General features: G+C 70.2%; 14 protein-coding genes and 1 tRNA gene. 5 read left to right on the top strand and 10 right to left on the bottom strand.

Annotated elements, in window-relative coordinates; genetic code table 11:
* Both F0344_RS24515 and F0344_RS24510 read left to right on the top strand, forming a co-directional pair.
* Entirely contained in the window at window positions 1–2,829 is a 2,829-nt protein-coding gene (locus F0344_RS24515; RefSeq protein ID WP_185300830.1) for an FtsX-like permease family protein, read from the top strand.
* Entirely contained in the window at window positions 2,826–3,782 is a 957-nt protein-coding gene (locus tag F0344_RS24510) for an ABC transporter ATP-binding protein (RefSeq protein WP_185300829.1), read from the top strand. The genes F0344_RS24515 and F0344_RS24510 overlap by 4 nt, the downstream gene beginning before the upstream one ends.
* 104 nt (window positions 3,783–3,886) lie before the next feature.
* On the opposite strand, the gene F0344_RS24505 is transcribed toward F0344_RS24510, so the two are convergent.
* The 7 genes from F0344_RS24505 to F0344_RS24475 all read right to left on the bottom strand — a co-directional run bounded on the left by F0344_RS24505 (window position 3,887) and on the right by F0344_RS24475 (window position 12,955).
* Window positions 3,887–4,570 carry a hypothetical protein gene (locus F0344_RS24505; RefSeq protein WP_185300828.1) on the bottom strand — a complete coding sequence of 228 codons (684 nt, stop codon included), beginning with the start codon at window positions 4,568–4,570 and terminating at the stop codon, window positions 3,887–3,889.
* Window positions 4,567–4,989: an acyl-CoA thioesterase gene (locus F0344_RS24500; protein ID WP_185300827.1), complete on the bottom strand. Its 423-nt coding sequence runs from the start codon at window positions 4,987–4,989 to the stop codon at window positions 4,567–4,569. Before F0344_RS24500 ends, F0344_RS24505 begins: the two co-directional genes overlap by 4 nt.
* 5 nt (window positions 4,990–4,994) lie before the next feature.
* Window positions 4,995–6,659 (bottom strand): energy-dependent translational throttle protein EttA, encoded by a 1,665-nt coding sequence (ettA, locus tag F0344_RS24495; protein WP_185300826.1) that lies wholly within the window; start codon window positions 6,657–6,659, stop codon window positions 4,995–4,997.
* A gap of 198 nt (window positions 6,660–6,857) precedes the next feature.
* Complete coding sequence (locus tag F0344_RS24490; RefSeq protein ID WP_258050096.1) at window positions 6,858–8,375, bottom strand: LAETG motif-containing sortase-dependent surface protein; 1,518 nt, start codon at window positions 8,373–8,375, stop codon at window positions 6,858–6,860.
* A 186-nt stretch (window positions 8,376–8,561) separates the two neighbouring features.
* Window positions 8,562–9,062, bottom strand: a complete 501-nt coding sequence (locus tag F0344_RS24485) for a single-stranded DNA-binding protein (protein WP_185300824.1) — start codon at window positions 9,060–9,062, stop codon at window positions 8,562–8,564.
* Window positions 9,063–9,176: 114 nt separating this feature from the next.
* The gene (locus F0344_RS24480) at window positions 9,177–11,312 is read right to left on the bottom strand and encodes a GTPase (protein WP_258050095.1); all 2,136 of its coding nucleotides are present in this window, start codon (window positions 11,310–11,312) and stop codon (window positions 9,177–9,179) included.
* Window positions 11,309–12,955, bottom strand: coding sequence for an ATP-binding protein (locus tag F0344_RS24475; RefSeq protein ID WP_185300823.1), 1,647 nt, complete (start codon window positions 12,953–12,955; stop codon window positions 11,309–11,311). The genes F0344_RS24480 and F0344_RS24475 overlap by 4 nt, the downstream gene beginning before the upstream one ends.
* 315 nt (window positions 12,956–13,270) lie before the next feature.
* On the opposite strand from F0344_RS24475, the gene F0344_RS24470 reads away from it, so the two are divergent.
* Window positions 13,271–13,346 (top strand) — tRNA-Arg (locus F0344_RS24470).
* 248 nt (window positions 13,347–13,594) lie between these two features.
* Here the strand turns inward: F0344_RS24470 and F0344_RS24465 are convergent.
* From F0344_RS24465 to F0344_RS24455, 3 genes are all read right to left on the bottom strand, one after another.
* Complete coding sequence (locus F0344_RS24465) at window positions 13,595–14,983, bottom strand: tyrosine-type recombinase/integrase (protein WP_185300822.1); 1,389 nt, start codon at window positions 14,981–14,983, stop codon at window positions 13,595–13,597.
* Complete coding sequence (locus F0344_RS24460; RefSeq protein ID WP_185300821.1) at window positions 14,983–15,180, bottom strand: helix-turn-helix transcriptional regulator; 198 nt, start codon at window positions 15,178–15,180, stop codon at window positions 14,983–14,985. Before F0344_RS24460 ends, F0344_RS24465 begins: the two co-directional genes overlap by 1 nt.
* 430 nt (window positions 15,181–15,610) lie before the next feature.
* On the bottom strand, window positions 15,611–15,931 hold the full coding sequence (locus F0344_RS24455) for a MarR family transcriptional regulator (RefSeq protein ID WP_185300820.1): 321 nt from the start codon (window positions 15,929–15,931) through the stop codon (window positions 15,611–15,613).
* Between the two features lie 721 nt (window positions 15,932–16,652).
* Between F0344_RS24455 and F0344_RS24450 the strand changes: the two genes are divergently transcribed.
* Window positions 16,653–18,206, top strand: a complete 1,554-nt coding sequence (locus F0344_RS24450) for a hypothetical protein (protein WP_185300819.1) — start codon at window positions 16,653–16,655, stop codon at window positions 18,204–18,206.
* Window positions 18,203–19,024 (top strand): hypothetical protein, encoded by an 822-nt coding sequence (locus tag F0344_RS24445; protein WP_185300818.1) that lies wholly within the window; start codon window positions 18,203–18,205, stop codon window positions 19,022–19,024. The genes F0344_RS24450 and F0344_RS24445 overlap by 4 nt, the downstream gene beginning before the upstream one ends.
* Window positions 19,025–19,029 lie beyond the last annotated feature (5 nt).

Here is a 19,029-nt window from a genome sequence, read left to right as displayed (position 1 = left end):
ATGAGCGCCGAAAAGAACGCCGCCTCCGGACGCGCCCCCCGCGGCCCGGCCGCCTGTGCCCCGTGGGTCCGTACCCGGTTGCGTACCGCTCCCGGTGCCTGCGCCGCGCTCGCCGTACTCGTCCTGCTGACGGCGTTCCTCGCCGCCGCGTTCCCGCGCTCCGTGGACGCGTACGAGACGAAGGGACTCCGTCATGACGTCGGCTCCCTGAGTCCGGCACGCAGTCTGCTCGAAGCGACGACGACGCCCGACGGTTCCTCGCTCGAGGAGCGGGCCGACGCCGCGCGCAAGGCCGAACTGTCCAGGATCCACGGTGAGCTGATGCGCTCGCTGCCCCGCCCCGTACGCGCGGACGCGCCGCGCTCCTCGTACGGTGTGCGGACGACGAACCCGCTCACGGCGAGCGAGCCCTATCTGCCGCGCCCCAACGCCATGCCTCCGCAGTTCACCTACATCGCCCCTTCGGCGCTGGCCGAGCACAGCACGCTGGAGTCCGGGCGCTGGCCCGCGGTCCGGGGCGAGGTGACGGCCGGGACCCGGGAGGTGGAGGCGGTCGTCCCGGCCGAGACGGCGGACGCGCTGAACTTCGAGGCCGGTTCGACGGTCTCCGTGCCCACACACGACGGGCGGCCCCTGACCGTACGCATCACCGGCACCGTCACGCCCCGGCATCCGGACGACGCCTACTGGTCCGCCGAGCCCCTGATGCGCGCCCCGTCCCTGGTCGTGGACCCCGGCGCGCCCCTCCCCACCTTCTACTGGGTGGCCGCTCTGCTGCTGTCACCGGACGCCGGACCCGCACTGCTCGCCACGACGGGCGAGCCGGAGCTGTTCTGGCACATGGCACCGGACGCCTCACGGCTGACGTCGGCCGACGCCGCCCCGCTCCTGAACGCCGTCGCCTCGCTGGAGAGCGGCCCCGGACTGCTGGAACTGCGGGACATCGCGGGCCCCACCGTGACGCTGAGCACCGACCTGGACGAGATCCTCGTCGCCCACGACGTGATGCGGTCCGCGATCAGCCCCGTCGTCGCGGTCGCCGCGGTCGGGATCGGCTCGGTCGCCGGGGCCGTCCTGCTGATGACGGGAGGGCTGACCGCCGCCCGCCGCCACCGGGAACTGTCCCTGCTGCGCTCGCGCGGCGCCTCCCTCGCCGGAATCGGCCGACGGCTGTTCGCGGAGACGACCGTGATCGTGGTCCCCGCGGCGGCGCTCGGCCTGCTGACCGCCGTGCTCCTCGTCGGTGAGGCCCGGCTCTGGCCGGCGGTGGCGGGCGCCGGTGCGGTCGTCGCGCTCGTGTGTGTCGCGCTGCCGCTCCGTACGACGCTCCAGCACATCAGGCCGCAACTGCACGGAGCCCGCGACGACCTGGTGGCCGCCAGGCCCTCACGCCGGCGCACCGTCGCCGAACTGACCGTGCTGGTCCTGGCGATCGGCGCCGTCACCGCGCTACGCCGCCGGGGCACCACCGCGGCGGGCGGCACCGACCTGCTGGTCAGCGCCGCCCCCGTCCTCGTCGGCCTGATCGCGGCGCTGGTCCTCGTGCGCCTCTACCCGCTGCCGCTGCGCCTGGCGGCCCGGCCCGTCGCCCGGACGCGGGGCGCGATCGGTTTCCTGTCGCTGGCCCGCGCCGGGCGCTCGTCGGCGAGCGCCACCCTGCCGCTGCTCGCGCTGCTGGTGGCGCTGACCACGGCGGCGTTCGGCGGCTCGGTGCTCGCCGGTGTCGCGGACGCCCGGGACACCGCGGCGCTCGCGGCCGTCGGTGCGGACGCCCGGATCAGCGGGGAGGGTGACGCGAAACCGGTGACCGACCGCTTCACCGAGATGGTGCGGGCGACAAACGGCGTCCGGGACGTGGCCCCCGTACAGATCGACTACAGCGTCACGCTGCCGGCCGGCGAAGGGGGCTTGGAGGGCAACAAGGGGGCGACGCTGGTCGGCGTCGATCCCGGATCGTACGGCCGGCTGGCCCACGCCACCGGAGCCGGATCGTTCCCTCCCGCGCTGCTGAAGGCCGTAGGCCCCTCCGCCCCGCTGCCGGAGGGCGCCGCCTACTCGGCGGACCGGGTACTGCCCGCGATCGCCTCCCCGTCCGTCGCCGAACGCCTGGGCGACCGGCCGCAGGCCGTCGAGACGCTGGCCGGGGACTTCAAGGTGCGGGTCGTGGCGGTCCGCCGGAGCACTCCCGCGGTGAGCGGCTCCTCGTTCCTGATCGTCAACTCCACCTCCCTCACCCAGCGGCAGACCAACGCCCTGCTGGTCACCGGGGACTCCCTGGACACCAAGGCGCTGAAGGCCGCGGCCCACGAGACGGGCGAGGACTTCGTCGTACGCCTGCGGTCCGAGGAGCGCGAGTCGTTCGTCGACACACCCGTGCAGTCCGGCGCCGAACGCATCTACGGGGCGGGCATCGTGGCGGGGGCGGGGTACGCGCTGCTCGCCGTCCTGCTGTCGCTGCTCCGGACCGCGCCCGAGCGCACCACCCTGCTGGCGCGACTGCGCACCATGGGGCTGACCACCCGGCAGGGCAGGCGGCTGCTCGCTCTGGAGGCGATGCCGCAGGCGCTGCTGGCCGCCTTCGGCGGTCTGCTCGTCGGCTGGGCGACCATCGCCCTGCTGGCACCGGGCGTCGACCTCGCCTCGCTGGCACTGTCCGGCGCGCGCGGCGCCGACGTACCGCACACCGCTTCACTGCGGGCCGACCTCTGGTCACTGGCGCTTCCGGCGATCGGCGTGGTCCTCCTCGCCGCCGCCGTAGCCGCCGTCCAGGCATGGTGGGCGAGCCGTCGTGGATCGATCACCGAACTCAGGGCAGGAGACACCCGATGACCTCGTCGACCGAGACCACGCTGGCGGAGCTCGAACAGCGCGCCGCCGCCCACCGCGACCGGCCGTCGTACGGCCATGACGCGCTGATCGCCTGCGACCGGCTGGTGCGCGTCTTCACCACGGACGGCGTGGAGGTACAGGCCCTCCAAGGTCTTGATCTGCTGGTCACCGAGGGCGAGTTGATGGCTCTGGTGGGCGCGTCGGGCAGTGGGAAGTCGACGCTGATGAACATCCTGGCGGGCCTCGACGTGCCCACCGCCGGGTCGGCGAAGGTCGCGGGATGCGACCTGCTGTCCATGGGCAAGAAGGAACGGCTGCGCTACCGCCGCGATGTCGTCGGCTTCGTGTGGCAGCAGACGGCCCGCAATCTGCTGCCGTATCTCACCGCGATCCAGAACATCACGCTGCCGATGCAGCTGCGCGGCGGCGGCCGGCGCGGCGAACAGGCCGCCCGCGCCGAGTCGTTGCTGCGGATGCTGGAGGTGGCGGACTGCCGCGACCGGCGTCCGCAGCAGATGTCCGGCGGACAGCAGCAGCGGGTCGCGATCGCGGTGGCGCTGGCCAACTCCCCCTCGGTGCTGCTCGCCGACGAACCGACAGGCGAGCTGGACTCGGCCACCGGGGACCAGGTGTTCGCCGCGTTCCGGCGTGCCAACGAGGAACTGGGCACGTCGATCGTGATCGTGACGCACGATCAGGCGGTGGCGAGCGAGGTGCGCCGTACGGTCGCCATCCGCGACGGCCGTACGTCCTCCGAGGTGCTGCGGCACACGGAGGTCGACGCGGCGACGGGCAAGGAGTCACAGGTGGCCCGCGAGTACGCGATGCTCGACCGCGCGGGACGGCTCCAGCTGCCCGCCGACCACACCGAGGCGCTGGGCATGGAGCACCGGGTGATGCTGGAACTCGAGCAGGACCACATCGGGGTCTGGCCGGACGAGCGCACGGAGTAGCGCACGGGGCGTACCCGGCCCACCCGGCCGGTACCGGCCCACGGCGCCGTCAGTACCTGCCCCGTGCGTGCTCCGTACCCGCTCGTGGCGTACTCAGTGCGCGCTCAGCGCGTACTGCCGGCCGTCACCGCGAGGGTGCCGAGTCCGCCGCCAGGGCCGCGGACGATCACCGCGCCGAAGGGGGTGCGCAGCCGGAGCCAGGGCCCGGAGGCCAGCAGGGTCACCGGGAAGTCCGGGGCGGCGCGCAGGAAGCCCAGGGACTGGGCGGCGTGGACGGCACGCAGCGGAAGCGGTGTGCCGCCGACCGTGCGCGACCAGATCTCGCGGCCGATCAGGTCACGTTCGGCCCTGGTGCGGCGGTCCTCGGGCAGTGCTTCGTCGCGGGTGCGGAACTCCGCGACGGCGGCCGCGAGCTGGGCGCGCAGGGCCATCGGGTCCGGCAGTCCGGGCTGTTCGCGCCAGCCGCCGCGGGGCGGAAGCACACCCGTCCACGGCGGTCCGGTGACCGGCGCCGGAACGGCCCCGGAGCCGGTCGACTCCTCCAGCGATTCGAGGAGTTCACCGGCGGACACCGTCACATCGAAGGTGTGCGGGTCCGCCAGCCGCGCCGTCCGGATCGCGAGGACCTCGAACGACGGCGGCCGGCCGAACACGGCCAGTGCGCCGCCGCCGGCCTGCAACCGGACGGCTGCCGCCCGGTCGTAGTGGAGCAGCCGTCCGAGGAAGGCGGCGAGATCGGCCGCCTCCCCCGGGTCGGCGAACAGCAGCGACTGCACGGGCACCGTCATACGGCGGCGGGCTCCTCGGCCAGGAACTCCTGGAGGAAGAGCTTCTCCTCGGCGGAGATCCGCCGGGGCCGCTCCTCGGCCAGGTTGTACGGGACGACAACGGTCGACGCCCGTACGTACACCTGGTCGGGGTCCTTGATCTCGTACGAGATCGTCAGCGAGGCGGCACCTATCTTCGTGACCCACGACTCGACCGTCACCGGAGCGTGCCGGTGGACCAGCGGCCGTACGTAGTCGATCTCGTGCCGGGCCACGACGGACCCGCCCGAGAAGGACGGCGAGCCGTCCCCCGGCGCCAGCCGGAACATGAAGTCGATGCGCGCCTCCTCCAGGTAGCGGAGGAAGACCACGTTGTTCACGTGGCCGAAGGCATCCATGTCCGACCAGCGCAGCGGGCAGCTGTAGATGTGACGAGCCAAGACGATCAGCCTCGCGTGAGCTTCTTGTACGTGGCACGGTGCGGGCGGACGGAGTCCGCACCGAGTCGCTCGACCTTGTTCTTCTCGTACGAGTCGAAGTTGCCCTCGAACCAGTACCACTTGGACTCGCCCTCGTACGCCAGGATGTGCGTGGCGACACGGTCCAGGAACCAGCGGTCGTGGGAGATGACCACGGCCGCACCCGGGAACTCGAGCAGGGCGTTCTCGAGCGAGGACAGGGTCTCCACGTCGAGGTCGTTGGTGGGCTCGTCGAGGAGCAGCAGGTTGCCGCCCTCCTTGAGCGTCAGCGCCAGGTTGAGGCGGTTGCGCTCACCACCGGAGAGGACACCGGCCGGCTTCTGCTGGTCCGGGCCCTTGAAGCCGAACGCGGAGACGTACGCCCGCGACGGCATCTCGACCTGGCCGACGTTGATGTAGTCCAGCTCGTCCGACACGACGGCCCAGAGGGTCTTCTTCGGGTCGATGTTGGCGCGGGACTGGTCGACGTAGGAGATCTTGACCGTGTCGCCGACCTTGATGGCGCCGGAGTCCGGCGTCTCCAGGCCCTGGATCATCTTGAACAGCGTGGTCTTGCCCGCACCGTTCGGACCGATGATGCCGACGATGCCGTTGCGCGGCAGCGTGAAGGACAGGTCGTCGATGAGGACCTTGTCGCCGAACGCCTTCGAGAGGTTCTCGACCTCGACGACGATGGAACCGAGCCGCGGGCCCGGCGGAATCTGGATCTCCTCGAAGTCCAGCTTCCGCATCTTGTCCGCCTCGGCAGCCATCTCCTCGTACCGGGCGAGGCGTGCCTTGGACTTGGTCTGCCGGCCCTTGGCGTTGGAGCGGACCCACTCAAGTTCTTCCTTGAGCCGCTTCTGGCGCTTCTCGTCCTTGCGGCCCTCGACCTTGAGGCGGGCCTGCTTCTTCTCCAGGTACGTGGAGTAGTTGCCCTCGTAGGCGATCGCACGGCCGCGGTCGAGCTCGAGGATCCACTCGGCGACGTTGTTCAGGAAGTACCGGTCGTGGGTCACGGCGATGACGCAGCCCGCGTACTTCGAGAGGTGCTGCTCCAGCCAGTTCACCGACTCGGCGTCGAGGTGGTTGGTGGGCTCGTCGAGGAGGAGCAGGTCCGGGGCCTCGATCAGCAGCTTGCAGAGCGCGACACGGCGCTTCTCCCCACCGGAGAGGTTGGTGACGGGCCAGTCGCCGGGCGGGCAGCCCAGGGCGTCCATGGCCTGCTCCAGCTGAGCGTCCAGGTCCCACGCGTTGGCGTGGTCCAGGTCCTCCTGGAGCTTGCCCATCTCGTCCATGAGCGCGTCGGAGTAGTCGGTCGCCATGAGCTCGGCGACCTCGTTGAAGCGCTGGAGCTTGCCCATGATCTCGGCGGCGCCGTCCTGGACGTTCTCCAGGACGGTCTTCGACTCGTCGAGCTTCGGCTCCTGCATGAGGATGCCGACGGTGAAACCGGGCGTGATGTACGCCTCGCCGTTGGACGGCTGCTCGAGGCCCGCCATGATCTTCAGCACCGTGGACTTACCGGCACCGTTGGGTCCCACGACACCGATCTTCGCGCCGGGCAGGAAGTTCAGGGTGACGTCATCGAGAATCACCTTGTCGCCGTGCGCCTTGCGCGTCTTGCGCATGGTGTAGATGAACTCAGCCAAGAGAAACCGTCCGGCAGCAATAGAGGTGTGGGCAGATACACCCATCTTGCCTGACGCCTGCCGTCGGACGGAAACCCGTCCGCCTGCCGGTACCCGGCGTGCCCCCCTTCCGCCCGGTTCCTGCGGGACGCGGCGGGCCCGGTACGCGGTGCGTACCGGGCCCGATCGGCACCCTCGGGGGCGCCGGTGGTCACTCGCTCACTGACCGTCGTCGCTCGGTTTCCTGCGGCGCAGGAGCAGGACCGCGCCGCCGACGACGACGAGGGCGATGGCGACGCCCGCGATGATCGGGGTGGCGCTGGAACCGCCGGTCTCGGCGAGGTCGCCCTCGAGGCCCGTGGAGCTGGTGCCCGTGAACGCCGGGACGGGCTGCCTGGCGCTCTGCGCACCGATCCCGCCCTGGTCACCCGCGGCGGCTTCGGAGGTGGTCACACAGTCCAGGACCCCGGTGAAGTTCTTCCGCAGGCCGCCGGGCCCGGTGATCGTGAAGTCGTACGCCTGGTCCTCGGCGACCGGGATCGTCACCGTCCTGGTGACGCCCGCGGCGATGTCGTGCTCGAAGCCCGCCAGCTCGAAGGTGAACGGCGCGTCCCCCTTGTTGCTCGCGGTGATGTCCACGCCGCCCTTGGCGCAGTTCTTCTTCGCGGTGAGGGCGGGAACGGCACCTGCCCCGGCCCACGTGGCGGTGGCGCGCGCGGAGACGGTGGACTCGCTGGATCCGGCGAGGATCTGCGTCTGGCTCCTGGTGACACCGGCGAAGACCCGGCCGACCGGCACGGAGGTGGTCGCCTGGACGGTCAGCGAGGCCGACGCGTCGGCGGCATCCTTCGGTACGTCGAAGTAGAGCTGGGCCCCGTCGGCCGCCGAGATGACGGGCCTGCCCTTCTTGTCGGTGATCCGGACACCGCTGCCCGCGTCGGCGGGCGGCGTCAGGGAGACCTGGTCCGCGTTGGTGCGGACGGTGACCGGTCCGAGCCGCTCGCCGGCCCGTCCGGAGACCGCGGCGGGCTCCAGGGTCAGGGAGGCCCTGGGTTCGGCGGAGGCGGAGGCGTGCTTCGCCAGCCAGCCGGCGAGCTTCTCCGCCTGCGGGTCGGCGGCCTCGACGTGCACGTCGTCGGAGTGGCGCCAGATGGCGACCTGCGTTCCGGCGGCGGCGGTCTGCTCGGTGAGCGGGCCGGTGCCCGCCCGCCGGGCCAGGGCCGCGAGGTCGTCGATCCGGGGATAGGAGTGCTGGAGGATCCAGCGGATCTTTCCGGCGTTCTTGTTGGCCCCGAGCGACGTCTGGTCCCAGGACGTCTCCAGGTACTTCGCCTGGTCCTGGGTGGCGTTGTGGATGTCGACGCAGTACGTCTTCAGCTTGCCGCCGCCCTCGACGGTCATCTCGAAGAGACCGGCCGGGATCGTCTGCGTGGTGTTCTTCCCGCCGTTCTCGCCGGGAACCCGGAGCACCGCGCGGTCGAAGGTCTTCAGCCCGTCCAGGACCGCGGTCGCCCCGCCCTCGTGCTGGGGAGCGCTCCCGGCCGCCGCCCCGGTCGCGCCGGCGAGGGTGCCGGCCGCGACGAGACCGGTGACCAGCACGGTGGCGGCCAGTCTGACGAGCCCTCTGGCGCGACCCCGTGCGTGGCTCGTCGCCGGGGCCGCTGACTGCGCGGCGGACGGCGGAGCGGACGCACAGGACCCGGGTGATCCGGAAGACGCCGAGAACGCAGAAAACACAGAATTCCCCTCCGGGCGAGGACTCGCGCTCGACGCGCGTGTGGGGAATGCCTCGCCAGCAGTCTCAAGTGCCCCATGAATACTGAGGAATCCTAAGGACCGGGCGAAGCACAATCCCCCGTCATACGGTCGGACAACCATTCCGACTCGTAATCGTTATCGCTGTATCCGGCACCCGCTGCCCTTTCAGGACACCGACTGCAGTTCCGTGGCCGGTTCCTGACGCATCGCCGGTTCCTCGCGCGTCCCGCATTCCTGTCGCGGCTCCGGATCGCCGTCGTCGTCGGATTCCGTGTCCTTCGGCATGCGTGCCGTCAGCGACGGCTCCGCCCTGAGCACCCGCCGGAACGCGGCGGTCCCCCGCGACAGATCGTGCCCCACCGCCACCGCCTCGATGTCGGCGAAGGTCGTGCGCCGGCCCTCCCGTTCCTCGTCGCGCACCTTCAGGCGGCCGTGCACGACGAGTGGTTCACCGACGGAAACGGAGCCGGCCAGATTCGCCGCGAGCGTGCGCCAGGCGAACACGGTGTAGAAGCTGGTGTGCCCGTCGGCCCAGGCCTGTTTCTCCCGGTCCCAGCGGCGCGGCGTCACCGCGAAGCGGAATCGCGCCATTCCACCGGCGCCCGTCTCCCGGAAGTCCACACAGGTCGCCGCGTTTCCCACCAGCGTCACAAAGGTCTCGTTCATCTTTTCCTTCTCCCGTCCGGACTCTGCGTACCGGCCCGGTGCACGCTCCGTGCACCGGTTCCCGCACCGACTTCATGCTGGACGGAGAACGGAAATCCCGCTGACGCCTGTGGACTACCGGCCGGTTGTGGAAAACTCCGTCACCGCCACGTACCTCTCCCGCACCTCGCGGTAGCGCGCCAGTTCCGCCGAGACCGGGTCGAGGACTCTGGCCCGTCCGCAGCCGGCCGCCGCGTCCCGCAGCCGCCGCTCGGCCTCCTGGCCGTAGCGCCGTGCCGGACCGCGCGCCGCCGCCGCGCACGACCACTCCACGAGCGGGCCGCCGACGACTCCGGCCAGCATCACCAGCGCGGGGGTGACCAGGCCCGGTTCCAGTACGCCGATGATCTGGCCGAGCAGCCAGAGTCCGCCGAAGATCTGAAGGAGCGTCATCGTCGCCTGCACCAGCACCGCGGCGGGCCACCAGGCCGGACGCGGCGGCTTGGTGGCCCGGCCGCCGAGCGGCGGACCCACTCCCCTGCCGGCCGCCTTGAACTGGCCCGAACCCGTGCCCGCGTCCGCGGCCGTGCCGGTACCCGAGCCCTTGCCTCCTGCCGTCCGGCCCCGTCCTGCGGCGATCGCGTTCTGGGCCAGTTCGTCCAGAGCCTCGGGTAGCCCCTTCGCCCCGTTGACCGCCGCTTCCCTGACGGCCTGTGCCCAGGGACCCGGCAGCCCGGCGGACGCGTCGTCCGCCACGGCCCGTACCGCCTGCTCGACACGCTGACGTGCGGTGATCTCCTCCTCCGGCGGGGCAGGGGCGAGGACCTGGGCCATGCGGTCAAGGCCGCCGAGCTGCCGGTGGGACTCGTACCAGCGCCAGAGCCTCAGCCAGGGCGTCCCGCAGGCCCGTCCGGCGTTCCTGCGCCACTCGCGCTCGGCCGCCTGCCCCGCGGCCGCCGCGCCGACGGCCTCCGCGAGCCGGTCGGTGAACTCCTCACGGGACAGCTCACCGAGTCCGGGCCGGCCATCGGCGACATACACCGTCCGGAGCTGCGCGGCGGCCGCGTCCACATCGGCGGAGAGCCTGCGTGCGGCGGCCGTGCGCTCCTGGACGAACCGGCCGAGCATCTCGCGCAGTTCCGGCATCCCGTCGCCGGTGAGCGCGGACAGGGACGTGACGGTGGCGCCCGGTTCGCCGTGCTCCCCCAGCGCCATGCCGTCCTCGTCGAGGAGCCGCCGCAGATCGTCGAGGACCAGGTCGGCGGCGTCCCCGGGCAGCCGGTCGATCTGGTTGAGGACGACGAAGGTGACCTCCGCGTGACCGGCCAGCGGACGCAGATAGCGTTCGTGGAGTGCCGCGTCGGCGTACTTCTCCGGGTCGACGACCCAGATCACGGCATCGACCAGCGCGAGCACCCGGTCCACCTGGTCCCGGTGGCCGGAGGCCGCCGAGTCGTGATCGGGGAGGTCGATGAGGACGAGACCCTGGAGCGCGGCGTCGGCTTCCGAGCCGCCCTGCTGTGGCCTGCGCCGCAGCCGTCCGGGGATCGCGAGCCGGTCCAGGAGCCCTGCCGCCCCGTCGGTCCAGCTGCACGCGATCGGGGAGGCGGTCGTCGGCCGCCGCAGCCCGGTGTCGGAGATCTGGGCGCCCGCGAGGGCGTTGAAGAGCGTGGACTTCCCGCTGCCGGTCGCCCCGGCGATGGCGACGACGGTGTGCCGTGAGGAAAGCCGCTGACGGGCTGCCGCCTCGTCGAGTACGCGCCCGGCCTCCGCGAGGGTTTCCCGGTCCAGCCGGGCCCGTGACAGGCCGACGAGTTCGCGCAGCGAGTCGAGGCGCTGGGTGAGCGGCCCCCCGGACGGTACGTACGCCTCGACCTGGGGCCCCGCGTCACCGTCCGCGGTGTCTCCCGTGTCGCCTGTGTCTCCCGTGTCTCCGGCGCCCCCCGCACCACCGGCGTCCCCGGCGTCCCCGGCGTCCCCGGCGTCCCCGGCGTCCCCGGCGTCCCCGGCCTCCGCGGACGGGGCGGCACGGCGCGCGATCAGCCCGTCGTCCCAGCGCCGCCCCCGGCCCTCCCCCTTCGCCGGAGCCTCCTCCTGCCGTGCCCCGTGGTCCTCGCCCGTGCCCCGCTTCCCGGTCTGCCCGTCCTCGGACCCCTGCCCCTGCCCCTGCCCCTGCCCCGGGCCCTGGTCCTGGCTGCGGTCCTGGCTGTGACCCTGGCTGCGGTCCTGGTCCTGTCCGTGGTCCTGGTCCTGGTCGGTGACGGCGGTCATGGCTGCACCCTCTCCTTCTGCAGTACGGACAGCGCTGCGATCAGTTCGGCCTGTGGTTCCGGGGCCACGTCCAGGGCGTCGAGCGGGGCGAGCCGCCGGTCCCGCTCCCCGTGCATGACCTGGTCGAGGTAGGTGGTGAGCAGATCCCCGCCCTTGTCACGCAGCCGCAGCGCACCTTGGGCGCCGATGCGCTCGGCGAGCTGCTCCCCCGCGGTACGGGCGCGACGCCCGCCGAGCAGAGCGGCGGCCAGCAGCGCGGCCACGGTCTCGGCGTCGGGGGCGACGTTCTTCTCCAGCAGCCGCACTTCCTCCTCGGCCAATTCCTCGAGTACCCGCCGCCACCGCCGTACGGCCATCGCGATACGGCCCTGGATGTCCTCGGCCGGTCCCCAGCCGCCCGCTTCCCGGCCGGCGTCCTCGAAGCGGAACGCCCCCGAGGCGGGCTCCTTCCGCCACGTCGTGCGGATCTCGTCGTCCGCCGCGGCCACGGCGCACTGGAGCAGTGCCACGAGGCTCTCCACCAGTGCTTCCAGCAGCTCCCCCGCGGAACTGTCCAGGGGGTAGCCGCGCCACCGCGTCCGCGCGTCCCCGGCGAGCACGGCGCCGCTCTGGAGCCTGCGCCGGATCCGGGACGCCTCCTTCCGGTACGCCTCCTCGACGACGCCGGTCAGCCGCACCGAGGCCGCGTACTGCGCGGCGACGGCTCCGGCCAGCTCCGGCATCCGTACGTTCAGCGAGTCCATGACGCCGGACGCCGTACGTCCGACGGCCTGCTGACGGGCCGCCGGATCCTGGGCCCGGTGGGCGAGCCAGGCACGCAGGGGGGCGACGGCCGTGGTGGGCAGCAGACCGCTGCCACCGCCGGCGGACTCCGGCAGCTCGGGGATGGTGAAACGGGGGATCTCGCCCAGTCCGGCCCTGGTGAGCAGGGCCGCGTACTGCCGGGAGACCTCGGCGATCACCTGGTGCGGCACCCGGTCGAGGACGGTGACGAGCGAGACGTCGTACTCCTTCGCCGTACGCAGCAGATACCAGGGCACGGCGTCGGCGTACCGGGAGGCGGTGGTCACCATCACCCACACGTCGGCGGCGCAGATGAGTTCCGCGGCGAGCACCCGGTTGCGTACGACGAGGGAGTCGATGTCGGGAGCGTCCAGCAGTGCGAGCCCGCGCGGGATGCTGACGGCGGTCTCCACCCGCAGCGCCATCCCCTCGTCGTCGCCGCCCGCCGCGCCCAGGTCGTCGAGCCCGTCGGGGTCCCTTGCCTGGCCCGGCGGCAGCCAGATCCTGGTCAGTTGCGGCAGCACCCGTACCCCGGCGAACCAGTCGTGGTCGTCCGGGTGGCACACGAGGACCGGCGTCCGCGTCGTCGGGCGGAGCACTCCGGCCTGGCTGACCCGGCATCCCACGAGTGAATTCACCAGCGTGGACTTGCCGGCGCCGGTGGAACCACCGATCACGGCGAGCAGCGGAGCCTCGGGGTCCTTGAGCCGTGGCAGCAGATAGTCGTCGAGCTGTGCGAGCAGCTCGACCCTGTTCTGCCGGGCCCGTTCAGTGCCCGGCAGAGGCAGTGGAAGACGCACGGCGGCGACACGGTCGCGCAGGGCGGAAAGTGCGTCGATGAGCTGAGGCCGTACGTCCATGGTCACCACATGTGAAGAATGCCCAATTTTGGCGCCATTTTGAAGCGTATAGGGCCCTCTGCGCGGCGGTTCCACTCCGTGGACAGACGGGACGAGTGGGGCGCAGGCATAACGAGTGCACAACACCCGGGGCGTGAGACGCCAAAAGCGGTGCGCGAATCGCACCTACCTGCGATTATCGGTTCGCTTCACTGAACCTCCACATCGTGCCACGCAAGTGAAGCAGCCGGGTCGGGACGATCGGACCCCTATCCTTGTCCCGGCAAGGTCAGGACCGGCCGGAACGGCCCCGACCACAGGGCCAGGCCACCACCCGCCCCCGTAGCTCAGTGGATAGAGCAGGCGCCTTCTAAGCGCTTGGCCGCAGGTTCGAGTCCTGCCGGGGGCGCCACTGACGTCCCGTCAGATTGGCGACGTTTTCGCAGGTCAGACCGCGTCTATCTGGTCTTCCAGATGAATCGGACTCCCTCCCTCCGCCGGGGGCGGAGTCCGGCTGGCACCGGCCAAAACCGGGCTTCTACGGGTGCCCGTCCCACATACGTCCCACAGAATCGTGTGACCAAGAGGCCGCGCCCGCCCCTCATGCGGCGCACAGCAAAGCGGCCTCGTTCCCTGCTCTCGCAGGGCCGAGGCCGCTTGTCACACGCGCGCCGGTTGACGATCTTCGTCGTCCTCGAGCGCCTTCAGGATTCCATCGACCTCCCCGGCGATGCAGCGTGCGTAGGTAGTAAGCAGCACCTGGACGCTGTTGCCTGCCCACTCGGCCACCTGGGCGGGCGGGGTGCCCCTGTTGAGCCAGGTAGTCAGGCAGGTGTGGCGTAGGTCATACACTCGCTTGCCCGTCAGGGTCTTTTGCTCGCGCTCGGAGAGCACCTCCTTGCGCGCCTTGTCCCAGACGCGCCGGAACACAGAGCCCGCGAGCATGCCTCCTTTCTCCCCCGGGAAGAGCAGGTCGGCCTCTCCCAGGTGATACTTCTTGATCACCTCACGGAGGATGCGGACGAGGGCCGGCCGAATAGGTACGACGCGCGTGTCACCCTCGCCTCGGCCCTTGAGCCAGCGCTGTTCGTGGACCTTACGGGAGTCGGTCCACTGGCTGCCGACCTCCGGCTGGGCTTCATGGACGAGGAACTCGCCCCACCCAGTCTCCGGCAGTGTGGCATCCCCGACGCGGAGGGCGACGGCTTCTTCGGGCCGGAGGCCCGCGTAGTAGAGGGTGGCGAAGAAGGCTCTGTAGAGGCGCCCGCGCCGCGGACGCTCACCTATCCAGTCCAGCATCTTCGCGACCAGATCGCGGTTCAGCAATCGCCGCTTGTCAATGGAGTCCGCCACCTTCGGAGACGTGCGATCCTTTCCCTTCGGGAGGGGGTTCTCCTTCAGGTAGTCGTGCCTGATGGCGTAGCTCATGACGAGGTTCATGATCCGGTCATTACGCTTCACCGAACTGGCGGCTGCCGCAGCCCCGTCCAGACGGGTGCTGAGCCCAACGACCACTTTGTCGACGTTCTCGGTCTTCTCCCAGGCGCTCATTGGCGGGGAGTTGCGCCGGATCCAGTCGAGGATCGTCTGAACCTCGGCGGGAAGCGGGTTGTCGGGGTCATTTCGGCGGTTACTGAAGGCGTACTCCCGGAGCGCCCTGCGCACCTTTACCGGCGCGAAGTGCGCCGGCGCCGGTGTGCGCAGCAGCGCGATGGTCGTGGGCGTCAGCGCCTTGGCTATATTCTTCCGGGTGTTCGCGGAGGCGTTCGGCCACTTCCAGTCGAGGTACTCGACAGCAAAGTCGAACCAATTCACCTCGGCTGCCTTGGACATCCAGGTGATTGGCCGCCCAGTTTCAATGTCGAACGGCTCGCGCTTCCTGTGCGCGGACATCAGCTTCGAGCGCTCATCGTCGGCTACCGCGCTCTTCTTGTACGTCTTGCTGTGCTTCTTGTGAGCTACCTTCCAACGGACGGTGTAGGTGCTGCCCTTGGCCCGCTTGTTCGTCTCTATTGGGTAGAAACGAACGTCCAAAGAGCTGGTGTCCATCAGGAAGAGTCCTCGCAATCCAGAAGCCAGTTTTCAAAATCGCCGCGCCGTATTCGAAGAGAGCCGTTAGGCAGCCGAATGCAGCGCGGTCCGCGCCCCTTCTGTCGCCAGTCGTAGAAGGTCGATCGGGCGATCTGCAGCTCGTCGCAGACCTCGTCGACCGTCAGCTTTTGCCCAGGTCGAACCGCTACCGCCATGACGCCGCCTCGCGATCCCGAGTGAGCGCGGAGTGGGCGAGCGAGTCAGTCAGGTCTGCCAGCCCGGGGCGAAAAAGGGCAGGGGGTATCGCGGATCGGCACATGAGGTGGTGTTCCTTGCGAAGGAGCGCGCGGGGCGACAGAGCGAGGCCAGCAGCACGGTCATCCTCCGCCGACTCGGCGGAGGCATCGCTGTCTTTCAGCGAACAGCGCTGCGGTTTTCAGGGCAGCAGCAGGCGCGAGCCGCTCATTACCTCCTTGCGTCTAAGCGGCTTTGTCTGCTGCGTCCGCTACGGCTCCACCGCCAAGCACAGCCGAGTGCGAACACCATTAATGATCTGGACGATCCCCGGTTTCGGTAACCGGGGATCGTCTGCTATGTATCGCGCTGCACGACGAGAGCTTTCCCGTCGCGCTGTACCGATCTCGGTCAGGAGGCCAGCCGGTACGACCGGAGAGCGGGGGTCGCATCGTCCGTGACGAGCACCAGCAGCCCGTCATCCGTAAGGCGATCGAGGCTGCGGGCCACGACACGCTCGGGAGCGCCAACGGCTCGGGCAACGTGCCGTGTTGCGACTCCGCGGTGCACCGCGATGTGCGCCAGCACCGCGCGGTCACGGCGGTAGCCGCGTTGCAGCAGGTCCTCGCCGAACAGCCCGGCCGCGCAGACACAGAGACACAGAGCAGTGGAAAGGGCGCCGTAGTCCTCCGTCTCCTGCGCGGTCCACGCGTTCAGGACGCCGAGCGTCAAGAGGATGGGGGCGGTGAAGCGGGCGGATCGGAGAGCGGGATTCGGTAGGTGGACCTCCTTGGGACGGGCCTCGGCGGCGAGACGAGTGGGAATGGGTACAGGACGCCGTGGCTGCCGGCCTGTCTCCCGGTCGACCCGGAAGCTCGCATCCCGTCGCTGACCTGGTGTTTTCCGGCACGTTGTACGTTGGCATGGTCCCGGAGGTGGTTCCAGTCCCTTGGGGCGCTTTCTCGTCTGCCGTCGGCGAATGCGGGCAGCAGGTGCGGCATCACCCCGACCTGCCGCCAGCCATCTGGCGCTGAGGAGAGTGCCAGCGCCCCCATCACAGAGCCTGCGGACGGCCTCTTCTCCAGTCCCGGGTGCCGGCTTGGGGTGGAAGAGGGGCAGATCAGGACCCACCGACTCCCGGAAGGCTGGCTTGGACGTGTTCACCCACAGACCGGTGCACGCCTCGTCACGGAGGTTATGCGCTGAGCCGGAAGACGCCCATGCCAAAGACATCGCTACGAGTTGCTACCGGACAACGGTGGCGCCCTGCACGTACGCACAGGGCCCAAGGCGAGAGAGCGTCGAGGTGCCGCTGATGCCGTCCACCGGCAACAAGGCTAGTGGATGCAACCGACCGCCAGGAATCGCCCGTGTGTTCGTTTCCTGATGCATTGTCAGTGCCGTGCCCTAGCGTGAATTCCCTGTCGGATGAGCAGTGTTGGGAGGATGCCCGGTGTTCTTTGGCGACTCGTCTGCGGCGTACGAGAGCATTACGTCGCGGATGAAAGCGCTGGCGGTGGTACGGCCGCTGCTGGCGCTTGACGACAGTCCGGTGAAGCGGGAACGGGGCTGGGAGGGCTACCGACTGGCCGAAGTCGCGCTGACAGCCATTGACTGCGTGACGCTGCGGATAGGGACACGGTCGGCAGTGCGACAGGAAGTTGTCGTGGAGGAGGCGGCTGAGTCTGCCGCGCTCCAGATGCCCGGCCGGCCCGGAGGCGAGTACCGGGAGGTCGCCCGCTGGGTGGTGGAGCGGCTGATCAATACCGAGAAGCACGACCGGTGTTTCTCGCACGACATCGGCAGCGTGACGGCCGACGGCTTCGTGGTCAAGGACTTCCCGTTCCAGATCCTCAAGGACGTGCCGGACGAGGCCGGGCAAGCGGCGCTGACAGTTACTGATGCGGCCATCACGGTGCTCGTCCACGCGGTCGACGTGGACATCGCTTCCGAACAGATCGCGGCGGAGGCCAAGCTGGAAGCACTGCTCAAGCGCGCGCGGATCAGCGAGGCGTGGCAGGCCGCCCGCACCGCCCATCTGCAGAGCCTGCGGTATGCCAAGGAACTGCTCGACCGCATGGAGGAGATGAAGCGGAACGTGCGCACTATCGACTGGGAAGCGGACCTTGAGGGACCCCTGAAAGAAGCCCAGGACCATGTCCAGGACAGGTCCCGGGTGGAGAGTCAGATGAAGCAGCAGGTGGCCCAGCTGCTTGAGGTCACCGAGGAGGAGCACAAGCGGCAGCAGCTGGAGTCGCTGGATGCGCTGATCGGGGACTGCCTGCAGCGGCACTCGATGTTGATCGACATGCTGCTCAAGGTGGTGCCTGAGTTCCGGCACCAGCAGGACCGGCAGATCTTCGTGGCTCCCGTGGTCCATGCGCGGGTGCACTTGCGCAGCCAGCTCCTGGAGCCGGCGCTGGAGCTGAGCATCGAGGACAGCCAGCGGCCGTTGGAGGCGTTCGTGCGCGGGGTGCTCGGCCCGGTCCGGCCGCGGGTGATGTACCTGCCGGACTACTTCGAGGCCCTGATGCGTGTGCCGGAGCAAGACGATGTCGAGCTGGTCGAGGTACACGCCCCGGAGGACTGGGAAGAGGTGCCCGATCTGCCACGGTTCGATGAGGCGCAGCACGCCGTGGTGGACAGACTGCTTGCGTCCATCCCCGGGCAGGGCATCCGGCTGTCGCAGTTGCTTGAACGGGCCCGCCAGTGGGGAGAGGACAGAGGGCCTGACGATGACACCGACCATTTGCTGGCCATGAAGACGGCGCACCGGTTTAGGCATGTCCCCGTCGCCGAGCTGCTGCGCGGAGAGGAAGCCGTCATCGCTGTTGATGACGGGACCTCTCTGGACGACCTGGCCTTCGGCGGCAGCGACTTCCTGCTGATGCCGGCCAAGGGCGAGCCGGTGGGCGACGGCGTGGTTGCGGGCCCTGGCGCGCAGCCGCCTGACGCGCCAGGGTCTGGCGCCCGGAGCACGAGCGAAGATCTGGAGCCGAGTTCATGACTCAGTACGACGACGTTGCCGCCGCTGCCCGGATGGTGGCCTTGGCCATGACCCGCGGCAAGTCCCCGGCCCGCTCCGGCCAGTACGCCCAACTCGTACGGCGATTCGACGCGGAGCCGGACTTCGCCCAGCTGGTGCGGAAGGTCGCTCAGGGCTTTGACCTGACCGCCCAGGAAGCACACCCGCAGGCCGGTCTGATCCTGGCAACCACACCCGAGACGGACTTCGCCGTCTCCGTCGCCGACCTCGTGCCGCAGACGGAGCACAGGCCGCTCTACTTGCTCGCCCACCTGGCCATCGCCTCGCGGGCCTTCCCCCGTCCCGAGGACTTGGACGACGACGAACACGTCGCCCGCATCTCGGTGCATAAAGTCGACGAAGACGTCCGGGCCTATGCAGCCGTCCTGGAACGCCGGGCCGCAGCCGCAGGCGAGGACACCGACCCACCGGCGGGCAGCCCCGGACTCGAGGGACTGTGGCGGGCCTATCTGCGCCGCAACCCCACCGGCCGAACGGACAAGGACAGAACACCGCTCTCGGCAACCTACACGCTGGTCAAGAAGGCGTTCACACACCTCGAGCAGCGCGGGTTCGTCCGCGGGACCAGTGAGGAAGGCGGCGGCACGTACGCCACCAACGTCCAGTACCGACTGCACATCCGTGACCAGGCGGCCCAGGACATGCTCCAGGAACTGGCCACCCTGGGAGTAGCGGCCCTGGCGCACCACGACGCGACGCCCCCGCCCAGCGCTGCGGAACACACCGACAGTGCAGACACCGGCATGCTGCCGGACTCCCCCCTCCCCTCTGACCTCTGACGCCT

The sequence above is a fragment of the Streptomyces finlayi genome (genome assembly GCF_014216315.1).
Taxonomy (GTDB): Bacteria; Actinomycetota; Actinomycetes; order Streptomycetales; family Streptomycetaceae; genus Streptomyces; species Streptomyces finlayi_A.
Note: the sequence above shows the minus strand (reverse complement) of the source record. Positions and strands in the feature narration are given on the sequence as shown.